This window comes from Sodalis endosymbiont of Henestaris halophilus, assembly GCF_900161835.1.
In the GTDB taxonomy this organism is placed as follows: domain Bacteria; phylum Pseudomonadota; class Gammaproteobacteria; order Enterobacterales; family Enterobacteriaceae.
In genome coordinates this window covers 970,961-985,093 of sequence record NZ_LT897836.1, presented here as the reverse complement: position 1 = coordinate 985,093, position 14,133 = coordinate 970,961, and the positions used below count along the sequence as shown (strand labels likewise).

The 14,133-nt window shown below is 38.3% G+C and carries 6 protein-coding genes; 5 read left to right on the top strand and 1 reads right to left on the bottom strand.

Features of this window, described 5'->3' with window-relative positions:
- Positions 1-16: 16 nt before the first annotated feature.
- Positions 17-361: a MaoP family protein gene (locus HBA_RS02050; RefSeq protein WP_097032375.1), complete on the top strand. Its 345-nt coding sequence runs from the start codon at positions 17-19 to the stop codon at positions 359-361.
- A 2,491-nt stretch (positions 362-2,852) separates the two neighbouring features.
- Here the strand turns inward: HBA_RS02050 and HBA_RS02045 are convergent.
- On the bottom strand, positions 2,853-3,032 hold the full coding sequence (locus HBA_RS02045) for a hypothetical protein (RefSeq protein ID WP_097032374.1): 180 nt from the start codon (positions 3,030-3,032) through the stop codon (positions 2,853-2,855).
- Positions 3,033-4,519: 1,487 nt separating this feature from the next.
- Between HBA_RS02045 and trxA the strand changes: the two genes are divergently transcribed.
- The 4 genes from trxA to mutS all read left to right on the top strand — a co-directional run bounded on the left by trxA (position 4,520) and on the right by mutS (position 14,056).
- Positions 4,520-4,846: a thioredoxin TrxA gene (gene trxA / locus HBA_RS02040; protein ID WP_097032373.1), complete on the top strand. Its 327-nt coding sequence runs from the start codon at positions 4,520-4,522 to the stop codon at positions 4,844-4,846.
- Between the two features lie 336 nt (positions 4,847-5,182).
- Positions 5,183-6,442, top strand: coding sequence for a transcription termination factor Rho (rho, locus tag HBA_RS02035; protein ID WP_097032372.1), 1,260 nt, complete (start codon positions 5,183-5,185; stop codon positions 6,440-6,442).
- 1,971 nt (positions 6,443-8,413) lie between these two features.
- Positions 8,414-9,967, top strand: a complete 1,554-nt coding sequence (pitA, locus tag HBA_RS02030; RefSeq protein ID WP_097032371.1) for an inorganic phosphate transporter PitA — start codon at positions 8,414-8,416, stop codon at positions 9,965-9,967.
- Positions 9,968-11,476: 1,509 nt separating this feature from the next.
- Positions 11,477-14,056, top strand: a complete 2,580-nt coding sequence (gene mutS, locus HBA_RS02025) for a DNA mismatch repair protein MutS (protein ID WP_097032619.1) — start codon at positions 11,477-11,479, stop codon at positions 14,054-14,056.
- Positions 14,057-14,133: the final 77 nt, after the last annotated feature.

The following is a 14,133-nucleotide window of genomic DNA, read 5'->3' as shown; positions in this document are numbered from 1 at the left end:
TATAAGAGCGCGTAATATGGCGGACAGTTTTTTTACTTCTAATCGTTATTTCGATAATAAAAATTATCCTCGCGGTTTCTCCCGGCATGGTCATTTTACTATTAGGGAAGCGCAACTCTTGGAGCGGTGCGGCCATGCTTACAATGACCTAAACAGCGGTAAACGCCAACCTGTAACCGATGATGAACGACAATTTGTTGCGGTGTGCAATGGTGAACTTAACCCCCTTAATGAGCATGAAAGGGTATGGTTCAAGTACATAGAACATACTCGACGCCCTAAACGCTTCCATACTCTTTCCGGCGGTAAATCACAGATAGATCTAGTGATAGAAGATTACAACGACACAGAAGATGGATAACAAAAATGCGGATCCGTTTTCTAACAGTTACTCCTGTTGCTGCCACAGTTTATGCAGCAGCCATTAAATACAGCTAAAAGCTAACTGATGGTTTGGCGCAAAGTTAATTAAGATAATTTGATCTTGACGCGCTAAATACACCAACGTAAATGATACTTATACTTAATGTAAGATTTACTTTAAATAAAGCATGCCAAACGCGTATCAAAAATCTCAGAGCGGTTAATGCATTTTCAAAAATGACCAACGGCTTCTGCTAAAGATCTGCCATTGCGCAAATAGAAGCTACTTATATTAAGTTATCTATCATAACATTAAAACTTAATGTACTTCTAACAACGTTTTAGCTGAAGAGCGCTGGTCACCATGAAACTATTAATATATGGATGTGTTATCTTAAATAAGCGGCGTAACGTTCTCAGCAGCATCGGAACTCATACTAACAAATTATAAATAAAAATTTATATAGAAATAATCTTGACATATAATACAACCATATGATTTCAGCTGGTCTAATACGCGCATGCACACCAATATAATCGCTGAAAAGCTAGAATCATTAACCGGAATAACAAAGTGAAAATACTACGGTGCAGTAAATGTTTGGTTAAATTAGTGCGATACAAATTTCACCCAGTTTCAGCAGATCACATGGAATACATTAATTATTCACCGTTTAAATTTCGGCAGTTTATCAAAAAAACACGCATAGTTATATGTTAGTGAAATTTATTTCGGGAAGCTAGAAAAGATACTACTTTATCTTATGGTATGATGATTCTGAAGATAACCAGATGAGTGATAACGGTAATTTCCATCTCCTAGTTTATCAAGTAAATATAGTAGCAATAGCTGGTAATAGTCAGGCACAAATAAATTATGAGTTATATCATGTTCTCACGCTATCAGCAATAAATTTATAGCTAACACCAGTAATAGCAATTTACAGCTAATAGCAAATCTGCTGTTAGTCGATCAACTTCACTCAATTATTATCATCTGAAAGTGGTTGTAAGAGACTTTCCATTGTGTGTCTTTACATTTTTTTAACATGCTATACCCATACGGCTTATTGTCTGGCAGATGCGTGATTGCTTTAATATTAGTATCTGTATACAAGCTCCAAAATATAATTTTGTGCCATCTTTAGCAACTTAATAAACGGTAGGAATAATATTATATACTCACACACCTGTCGTAATCAACTACAGCTTGTTAAGTAATGCATAAGGACTTTAGCCACACACTACAAAAATTTATTGAGTCGCCGCGATAATTACCAGCAAAATCATTATGTTGGTAGACATGTCGGCACCAAACTCAGACTTACAAACCAAACTAAGAATATGAATACTAATGGAAGAACTATTAATATATCGTTGCGCATTCAATACCTTGATGCACGCGCAGTAGTTTGCTTTTCAGCATATACTGTCAGCATAAGATGAGGATCTTACTTACATAAATGAAGATGTTATCTTCATAGATAGATGATCAGATAAAGATTAAACCTACCGATAAATTATCGCTAATACCATGAAATCTTATTTTTAACTATTCTATTCACACCTTACATTGCTACAGCGGGAAGCAATAATGATAAATATATACGCCATACATTTATAAACAATAACATTGTTGAACTATACTTATACATATATATAACTTATATTATAATGAAATATTTATCAGAAAAGATTTTTAAGTTGTGGTAATTAATGTATATTGCACACTGTTATCGAACGCTCATGGCGTATTGTAAATGCATTACCATCAATTACAAAATAACGCATTAGTAATAACTAATTATGTAACTACGTGTAATAATTTGTCCCACATATGCTAAATCCGTCTTCGTTTTTATGTCTATTTATTTTAGCATCGCTGTAATGCCTTGAGATACATAATACGTGCATCATCCTTGTCTCGCTGATCACACCGTTAGGCGATACTAACATTCACCCCCGACGCCATCTTCTCGTCCGCTATACGGGGATACCGCTCTGTTTGCTTTGTCTCCTGGTTTCTTCCGTATTTTTTGCTCATCGACCACGATCTCTTATCAAACAAGCTATTATATGTCCAAAACTGGACCTATCTTCTTATCTAAGAAGAGCCAATTGAAAATTATTAGCCAATAATCTGATATTATTTCATGAAATATAAGGTGTAATCCGCTACAGTTACGATAAATAACATAACGCAAATAGCTGCATCACTACATTATTTATAACAACTTATGTATCATAACACAATATAAACTTATCGATATTATATTAAAGTAATCTATCTGATAGTAATCACTACATATTCATGATCATTACCCCACTAAGCAGAGTCGCACTTTAAACAACGAAAGATTAATTTAAAAATTTAAAGCGTTAAACTAGCCTCTACTAGTTAAGAAGTTAAAGAGTCAATAAAGCGAACAGATAGTGCTAAATGAAAAATTAGAATATTGTTATGTCGTCTGCGGCATACAGCAGAGTTATTAATTGTTAACAGAGCTCTCAATTAAGTTATAAAGGCTCTGAGGATTAGGATTAAGTTTTTTGGACATACCCCTCTCGCCGTCGCGAGGTGGAATATCTTTTATCTTGTCATGAATAGGACGTAAGGCTATTTTTACCATGCAATCGGTAATGTATTCTTTTATCTCTAAGACAATCATAATTTCTTGCAGTATCTTAATTATACAGGCGGTGCCGACGCACAGCTTCTAGTACATAATGAGCATGCTAAAAGACAAAAGTTAAACTGTTTTGCATGTTATCTGTTTTACCATCTTGAAGTTTTCAGCGTATTAGTCATGTTACTCTAGGCAAAAGTAATGCAGATTACTTCCAGATTAAACAATTACAGCACCGCACACCGTTTTGCACTTACAAGTTAAGTGTTGCGGCTGCTAATATTCGCTACCAGATGCTCATCTTGGCTTCCGAACGTTGGAGATATTTTAAGCAGTAAACTATAATTCTTCTTCGTATGTAATAACCTAAACTGGGTAGCGTAATAATATCTTTGGCTAAATTAAAAATTTTTATCTTCATTCATTAAGAAATAACTTGTAGTGGAGAAAGGTAAGATATATACATAACTACAGGCAGCTATAACCGTTAACACTAGAACATACAGCACGTTATTGATTAAATTTTCTAATGAGCAAACCGTCGCAGCTACTAAACATAGTCGGTGAAAAGCTAAATTAGTTAGCCATTAGAAACCAGTTAAACTTAGATATTATCGAAGGAGATTGGTATTTACAAACATGATGCCTTGATTGAATTAATCTTACTCGAGCAGTATTTACAATAGCAATGTTTTTTTATTAGAGGGGTAAATAGCTCTTTTGTATGCATTGATTCGTTTTATGTGTCGACTCGATTTTGATATGATGGGATCATTTGCATACACGAATGCTAGCGTGCTAACTCCTAACGGGACAGGGTATGGAGAAAGGTTATTATATGACTGCTGAAGCTGGCATAATAAAGGGAACATGGGCGATATCGTTGATGGACGCTGAAGTCAAAGATTATATCATCCTCGTTTTCAGCACTGCATTTACGACGTTTTATTGGCGTGATTTTTGAAATAACTTAGTAAGTGTGCTGAGATGGTTCCCAATAGGATATTTAACCACCACTTTAAGAATTTCAAATTCTTATCATAAGCTATCGATGAGGTTATACTAGCCTTATTTGTAAGTTAGTTGTCTGAAAGCCAATAGTTTTGCTATCGCAATGAATTTAGCGCCGTTGCCGTATCGAGGAGGCTATGTGTTGCTTTGCAAGCATTGATGATATGTTTAACCCCCTTAACTTGTATAGGGGGGATTTAATGGTTAGGTCAATCTATTGCTGTTACCAGAATTTATTCCTGAACCGCGGCGGTTTTACCTGCCAATGTTTTATAGGTAAAGTCAGCGATAAAATAAACGTATAATTTTACAAACTTTTAAACTAATTATTTCAACGACTAACTAACGAGGAGAGAACTTAAAAAAAACTTCTTTTTATATTAAGTGTGTTTTAATTATAGCATGATATACTAATAGTTAGACATTGCATTACGCAATGCATACAACTACAATAAAATCAGCTAATTTTTTTTTGATTATTTTGCAACGTAAATTAACGATCGTCTTAGGAGTAAAACATGACTGATAAAGTTATTAATTTAAGTGATGACAACTTCGACAAAAACGTCTTACAAGCCAACGGCCTGTTTCTAGTTGATTTTTGGGCTAAATGGTGTGGTCCATGTCAAATGATTGCACCTATTTTGATAGAAATCGCTGATGAATTCGACGGTAAACTGACCATCGCTAAATTAAATATTGACGAGAATCCAGCTACTGCACCTAAGTATAATGTCCGCGGAATTCCTACCTTATTGTTATTTTGTGATGGTAAAGTAGTAGCTACCAAAGTGGGCGCTCTATCCAAAGAACAGTTAAAAGAGTTCCTTAACAAAAATTTGTAAAATAGTATTTTTGCTCGTCCTTTTTGGACAATAGCGTTTATAAGTATTTATTATATTGTCTTCTAGACACCTATTAAGCGCCATGCTAAACTTATGCCTGCTACATTATGATCTTACCTGTAGTTTGAATCTAAGCTTTACTCCTTATCCGCACTATCAGGTACTCTTAATATTAGTCTTCCTATTATTCGTAATAAATAAATTGCTATTCAGCATCTTAAACAGAATTTACCGAAATTAAATCCCGTAAACAAGCATGGTTTTATGCTGTAATACCACCCATCAAATCAATTAAAGTTAAAGAAAGATATACCCCTAGTTTAAGAACCCACCATTATGAACCTTACTGAATTAAAAAACACGCCAGTGTCAAAGTTAGTGATCCTAGGCGAGAATATGGGGCTAGAAAATCTAGCTCGTATGCGTAAACAAGATATCATCTTCGCTATCCTCAAGCAGCATGCCAAGAGCGGCGAGGATATATTTGGCGATGGAGTGCTAGAAATTCTGCAAGATGGATTTGGATTTCTCCGTTCCAGCGATAGTTCTTACCTTGCTGGACCAGATGATATTTACGTTTCACCTAGCCAGATCCGTCGCTTTAACCTGCGTACTGGGGATACTATTTCTGGCAAAATTCGGCCGCCGAAAGAGGGCGAACGATATTTCGCGCTGCTTAAGGTTAACGAAGTTAACTATGATAAGCCGGAAAATGCTCGCAACAAAATTCTATTTGAAAACCTGACGCCACTGCACGCTAATGCCCGTTTGCGGATGGAACGCGGCAATGGTTCTACCGAAGATTTGACTACACGCGTTCTAGATCTAGCCTCGCCTATTGGCCGCGGCCAGAGAGGCTTGATTGTGGCTCCGCCAAAAGCCGGTAAAACTATGTTGTTGCAAAACATAGCTCAAAGTATTGCCTATAATCATCCTGACTGCGTACTCATGGTACTACTGATTGACGAACGTCCAGAAGAAGTAACTGAGATGCAGCGACTAGTAAAGGGTGAAGTTATCGCTTCTACCTTTGACGAGCCGGCGTCTCGCCACGTGCAAGTCGCCGAAATGGTAATAGAAAAAGCCAAACGCTTAGTTGAACATAAAAAAGACGTTATTATCCTGCTGGATTCAATTACTCGTCTAGCACGCGCTTACAACACGGTAATACCCGCCTCCGGCAAGGTACTGACCGGAGGTGTCGACGCTAATGCCTTGCATCGTCCGAAGCGTTTTTTTGGTGCCGCACGTAATATGGAAGCAGGCGGTAGCCTGACCATAATTGCTACCGCGCTTATCGATACCGGCTCTAAAATGGACGAAGTAATTTACGAAGAGTTCAAGGGTACGGGCAACATGGAATTGCAACTATCGCGTAAAATAGCAGAAAAACGTGTTTTTCCAGCAATTGATTACAACCGCTCGGGTACCCGTAAAGAAGAATTCCTAACAACTCAGGAAGAACTGCAAAAAATGTGGATCCTGCGGAAAATTATTCATCCTATGGGTGAAATAGATGCGATGGATTTTTTAATCAATAAATTAGCGATGACTAAAACTAACGATGAATTTTTTGACATGATGAAACGCTCGTGAGTAAAAAACCTTTATAGTTATATAGTTAGCGTGATAGTTTATAGACGTACGTGTTTATATAATTGATTGTGATTTAATATTACATCTAACGACAATAAATAATCAAAATAAAGAAATAATAGAATTTTATTTCATCATCGAAAAACTTAGTGACAAGAAAAATATCAGAACGGACGCGTAAATCATATTGACGTATTAAACAAACTAATAAATGCAGAAAGATTTCTTATTATAAACATACTTAACATGGCAACTAACTTCATTATTATTTCTCTATATTTATTTTTATATTTGATGCTCAAATCACCTAAAATAGGTGTTCTTGATAAACAACACATCTCTAACAATTATAACCCTATCAAAAATATCTCACTTATCGAAGAAGGGTATTATTATATATATATTAACACCTACTTCTCCTTTTTATAAGGATTATTATATTACCTCTCGAAGACTTTATTTGATGTGCGCTGATATTCTAGTTCGTAACTAGTATGTTCAACGAACAATGCAATATCAGCGTAGTTTAAGACGCACTATAATTTCAGCGTGACGTGGCAATAATTGTTTTTAGTGCATGATATGTTAGTAAACGTGGTTACATTGTCGTCGGCAATAAATAGTACTAGGGCCTTGCAACTATTTAGCCGATACTGCCAAACTTCTAAGGGGGGCTAGCAAAAAAAACACACTATTGTATAATTCATGATACCGTTTGGGCCTTAGCAAAATACATCTTATTCTAGAGAAAATATATTATCATAGACAACTACTTAGTGGCGTTGCTTATACATCGTAGAAGATGTAGCGCGGTAGATTACTATAAATGACAAAGAGCACTCCCTTTGCACACTTAGTCATATTTACTGTTTCAATTTCAACGAAACTAAAAATTGTAACGTCAGTAACTAGGGTGCGTGACGTAAATCAATGCGTTAGCGTTAGTTAACCAAGTAAAATTAGGTTATAAAGTAGCATTAATCTTAACTATTTGTATACAGAATAATAATTAACCTCAAAATTATGATTGCAAAGATCTTATGGTGAATTTACAAGTTGTCTATCTGTTAGATAGAAATTAAGGCAGCAAAGTAGTTAATACGCATGTGTCTATAGGTAAAGGATAGTTACGTGTCTTGTGCCAGGCACCGCTGGACATGATTATAAACAACGCTTGACTTAACGCAAAATAAGAGTCTGGCACGTCCGCAGTTGTTTTCAATCTGAGTTGCGATAATTAGCAACTCATTATTGACGCGATACATAAAGCTACTTTAGTAATCATGTATCTGGCGTATGAATATGTTTAAATCACGCTATAGATGACTTAAGAAAAATGGTGGCTGCCTACTATAAGTAAAAGTAATAACAGTGCAATTTAATTTTAATTATGCGAGGAAGACAGAGCAGTTTCTTCGGTTAATTACAGTGTGGGACTCTGTCTGGTGCTAGTATTTTTAACAAAATGACTAAACTAGCTAGTGGTATATCATCAGCATTAACTAGAGAGGCAAAGTAAATTGCTAAGAACCGTCTAGGAGATCCGCTTAGTTTGTTGCTACTAGCACAATTCGCCGTTACGGTACTTCTGATTAAGTAGACTAATTAAGCTTATTTTAAGCAACAAAAGTATACTGGTACGGACGGGATAACGATGACGACCATAGCACAATATCTTCTGCTATATATCTCACTATAAATTATACTTCTCATTCATGAGAAGGCCTGATTATCTGTCGTCGCTAAAAGCTGCGGGTTGATTTTTATGCGCCTAACGGTATATTCTATTCATGATAAGAAAATACCATTTTAAATAAAATAACGTATATTGTTAAGTTTTATACTTTATAGGAAGTAGTACCCGCTTGTGGAAAGCAAATTTATTAAAAAAGATTATATTTTTCTTTTCTACCCACCCTATTGTCGCAGATAATGCGGTTCGTGCATACCCAACCAATGGCGTAACTCTCTATGCTAGATCTACTTACCGTCCTGGAATTTCCTACTAGTATAATGTTGGTGCTCGCATTAATTTTTGTTCTTATTTATGAAGCAACCAACGGCTTTCATGATACAGCAAATGCGGTTGGCACCGTTATTTATACTCGAGCAATGCGTTCTCAGTTAGCGGTCGCCATGTCCGGGATATTTAATTTTCTAGGCGTATTAATGGGTGGGTTAAGCGTGGCTTATGCCATTGTTCATCTCTTGCCAACCGACCTTTTGCTCAACATTAGTTCTGCACACGGGCTAGCAATGATGTTTTCCATGCTACTGGCAGCTCTTCTGTGGAATCTTGGCACCTGGCATTTTGGCTTGCCGGCCTCAAGCTCACACACCCTTATTGGAGCAATCATTGGCATTGGTTTGACTAATGCCTTAGTAAGCGATAGCTCTGTTGTACAAGCGCTTAATATCCCTAAACTTATTGAAATTCTACTGTCGCTTATTATTTCACCAGCAGTAGGATTGTTGCTGGCTGGAACAATGGTGTTCGTTCTACGTCAATGCTGGAGCAGCACCCCTAAACGCCGCCGAATTCATTTGACCCCAGCAGAGAGAGAGAGAGAAGATGGCAAGCATAAGCCACCGTTATGTACCCGTATAGCCTTGATCTTCTCTGCGGCAGGCGTCAGTTTTTCTCACGGCGCCAATGACGGTCAAAAAGGCATTGGTCTTATCATGCTAGTGTTGATAGGTGTTGCACCAACAGGCTTTGTAGTAAATATAAATGCTAGTAGCTACGATATTAGCCGTACTAGAGATGCAGTTAATTATTTACAGCAGTATTATACACAACATCTAAACAAGTTCACCCATATTGACAGCCCAAACGATGTATTAGTGCCTTCACGGAACGTAAAAAATCCTGGATCTGGCGTGCTTATGACTAATAAGCAAATTTTAAAGCAAGTGAAAAGACCTCAGATGCAAGTTTTTCACTGTGATCTGTCGCGGGCATTATTTATTGTTAATAACACCTCGCTACTGCTTAAAAATTTAGATACTTATGAATCGCTCAATGCGGAGCAGCGCTCTTACGTAAGACGTCTACTGATTTGCGCCGCTGATATAGCCGATAAAATCGCTAAACTGCCAGATACTTCTGCCGCGGATAAACGCTTTTTGTCAAGCTTGCGTAAAGATTTGCTGTATACGGTAGAATACGCGCCGATGTGGATCATTGTTATCGTGGCGATAGCGTTATCATTAGGCACTATGGTTGGCTGGCGACGAGTGGCCACAACAATTGGCGAGAAAATTGGTAAAAAAGGTATGACATATGCTCAAGGGCTATCAGCACAACTAACCGCGGCAGTATCTATAGGCGTCGCCAGTTATACCGGCATGCCGGTATCGACAACGCACGTGTTGTCGTCAGCGGTCACAGGCACCATGGTGATGGATGGCAGGGGTGTGCAAAGTAAAACTGTAAAAAACATCCTGTTAGCCTGGATGTTGACGCTACCGATAGCGATCATTTTAGCTAGTAATTTGTACTGGTTGGCACTAAAACTAATTTAACGGGCACAGTTGTGCAGAGAAATAATCAATAGGCTATCTTTTCCTGAATGCATTGCTAGATAAACAATAAGTCAAAGTTAATACCAGTAATTAATAATATTTGCTTATTCTACTAACTAGTTATGAAATAGACGTTTTAATTCGTTTATAGTTAAATCTTAATGTTATATCAGTGGAGCTTGATGGTATTTGTGATGCTGTGTGTACTATAAAGAGTGATATCTAATTCCGTCTCGAACAGAGCTTAGATAAACTGTCATTAGACATATATTCTGTATGTAACTTACTGAAGAGCGGCTTTATCTAACTATTATCCTCCCTACACAGTAATGTAGACGGTTAATTCTTTGTAAACTTTGATGGTGTGACAGCACCTAACAATCTTTTACCACTAAAGTATAATGGAGTATTTCCTTGGTCGATAGGAAACATCGCACCGGAAAAGGCAACCACGCAGATCCCAAACTATATGTTAGTTCCTCCGCGTTTATGTTTGAAGCTAACACTTGACAACTATTTATCGTTTACTTTTTATTTTTTAGCCAGCTTAGACCCAGATTTATCTTATGACTTCTATATGAGCATCCTTATAAGTATAAGGTTACGATGAAAGTAAGGTCTATGGCACCGACAAATAACCAGATATTATCGTTATATGCTTTTATCAAACTTATATTTTTAATGACACGTTGTAACCATAAAGTTTATTGGTCTAGCAATGTTATTGACATTAGTTGCTACGATAAGCACGAAAAAATTCGCGCAGCTATGTAACTAACTAAATTTCTCAATTACCATCTAGAATCGTTAAGTGAACTTCAGATCAAGAATCTTGCAAGATTTGGGTTTGCCTGCTCTCTGTTAAGATAAAGTATTACCTTCTTCATATAAAACTCTGAATGCGCTGTGTGCAAAAATTAATAACAAGCTTGTCAATATTTTTCTGTCGTTTAAAACGGAGGTTTCTTAAGAGATTGATAACCGAGCAGATAGCTTTCATAAAGTTATACAACTATTTATTATAATGATATGAAGTCCAAAAACAGTGTGGTCTTTTCAGTCTAAATGCAACAGCACGTGCTTTATTTAATTAATTTATTTACAAAAATTCAAAGTGATAATAACATTTTTATTTTGATGGCCAATTTTAATGTACTACTCATTAACTACAAAGAGCACGTCTTATTACTGCACCTTAAGATAAAAATACTGGCAGTGGACCTTTGCATCTGTCAGGCACACAATAGTGACAGCAAAAGGAAATTACTAAGCAATTGGTCACATTACCAACCTTATCTTACTTAAAGTTCTTGCGTTAAAACGCATTTGCAGATCAGCCGAAAGAAATACATTATTTATGGTAACACGCCAATTTATTCTGGTCAATATTTTGACATCGCCTATTCCACATTAAATGCGTTAAGTAATACTTAAACAGTTATTGTAATACCAATAATAATACCGATAATTATTATAACTTATCATTATATGGATTAATTTAACATGTCTATTAATGACACCAAAAATCTGAATGCACACACCCCCATGATGCAGCAATACTTAAAACTTAAGGCACAACACCCGGAAATATTGCTATTCTATAGAATGGGGGATTTTTATGAGTTATTTTACGATGATGCCAAGCGTGCGGCGCATCTCATGGATATATCTCTTACCAAACGGGGTGTATCCGCTGGTCAACCTATACCTATGGCAGGCATTCCCTATCATGCGGTTGAAAATTATCTAGCTAAGCTGGTGGCACTGGGGGAATCGGTTGCTATCTGTGAACAGATAGGAGATCCTACCTCAACTAAAGGTCCTGTAGAGCGGCGGGTAGTCCGGATCGTTACACCAGGCACTATTAGCGACGAAGCGTTACTCAACGAACGCCAGGATAACCTGCTGGCCGCCATATGGCTGTCGCCTCACGGCTTTGGTTATGCTACTCTTGATATCACCTCGGGCCGTTTTCTGGTTTCGGAGCCTGCAGACCGATCAGCCATGGCTGAGGAATTAAGGCGTACCAATCCAGCCGAACTACTTTATCCCGAAATACTGGAGGATATAGCGCTTATTGAGCATTGCCGCAGCCGTCGACGACGACCTATATGGGAGTTTGATCTTGACACCGCACGTCAGCAGCTAACCCTGCAGTTTGGCACCCGGGATTTAACCGGTTTTGGTATTGAAAAAGCACCGCTAGCACTGCGCGCTGCAGGTTGTCTACTGCAATACACCAAAGATACCCAGCGCACTTCCTTACCACACATTCATACCGTATCCCTAGAACATCAGCAGGATAATATTATCCTAGATGCCACGACACAGCGCAATTTAGAGTTAACGCAAAACATAAGCGGCGGCGGCGAAAAAACGCTAGCAAACATTCTTGATCGCACGGTTACGCCCATGGGCAGCCGAATGTTGAAACGCTGGCTACACATGCCTACCCGCAATATTATTACTCTAACTTACCGACAAGAAATTATTCGCACGCTACAAGACCAAGTAAAGGATCTACAACCGCTGCTGCGCAAAGTTGGAGATCTGGAGCGGGTACTAGCTCGTCTGGCGCTTCGTTCTGCTCGGCCACGCGATTTGTGGCGCATGCGTCACTCCTTGGCACAGTTGCCGGCTATTCAAACCCTGCTAAATAATAAGTCAAATACCTATTTGCTTCCATTACTGAAACAAGTCGGCGAGTTTGAGGCGGTGCACGATTTGCTAGCGCGAGCTATTATTGAGTCGCCACCGTTGCTTATACGCGACGGTGGCGTCATAGCACCAGGATACCATACCACACTAGACGAATGGCGTGACCTAACGGCGGGTGCAACTGATTATCTTGACCGTCTTGAACTGCGTGAGCGAGAAAAAACAGGGCTAGAGACATTAAAAATAGGCTTCAATACCGTACAAGGCTATTTTATTCAGCTAAACCGTAATCAGAGCCATTTAGCGCCAATACATTACGTGCGTCGTCAAACGTTGAAACATGTCGAACGCTATATCTTTCCTGAGCTAAAAGAATACGAAAATAACGTACTGACCTCGAAGAGCAAAGCGCTATCCTTAGAAAAAACGCTGTACGATGAGCTATTGAATATGCTGTTGCCTCATTTAGTAGCATTGCAACAAAGCGCTACGGCACTGGCTGAACTAGATGTTTTGTGCAATCTGGCTGAGCGCGCTGAAACACTAAACTATATATGTCCTACTATAGATTCCCAGCCTGGCATCCATATTATCGGCGGGCGCCATCCTGTCGTAGAGCAAGTACTGCACGAACCATTTATCGCTAACCCACTAATATTATCTGAAGAACGGCGTATGTTAATCATTACAGGACCCAATATGGGTGGAAAAAGTACTTATATGCGTCAAATAGCATTGATTGTGCTGTTGGCGTATATCGGCAGTTTTGTACCGGCCAAAAAAGCAGTCATAGGACCAATTGATCGCATTTTTACCCGCATCGGCGCGGCGGACGATCTAGCCTCCGGTCACTCTACTTTCATGGTTGAAATGACAGAAACTGCTAATATTCTGCGTAATGCTACGCGTCAGAGCTTAGTTTTAATGGATGAAATAGGCCGTGGCACTTCGACATATGATGGGCTAGCACTTGCTTGGGCCTGCGCGGAAAATCTAGCTAGCCGTATCAAAGCTATGACATTATTCGCCACGCATTATATTGAGCTCACTACACTGCCGAAAAAAATAAAAGGGGTATTCAATATACATCTGGATGCATTAGAGCATAGAGGCACTATTGCCTTTATGCACAGCGTACAAGAAGGTGCCGCCAGCAAGAGTTACGGATTATCGGTGGCAGAGTTGGCGGGAGTACCAACAGAGGTTATCAACCGTGCACGTCAAAAACTCAGAGAATTGGAATCTTTTTCTACCAAAGCAACGCAAGGTGGCGTTGATGACTCGCAGCTCTCATTGCTGCATCCGGAAGAGCAAACTGCATCACTAGTCAAAGATGCGTCGCATAATCTTGATCCCGACAGTCGTTGGCAACGCAAGGTGCTGAAATGGCTATACAGCCTGAAAAAATGCTTTGATACGAAGCTTCGATAACAAAAATCTACTTACCTCTACAGACAGACTTGATTTATTAGCACTATGCAAAATTACAAAAGGATTCTTACGACAAT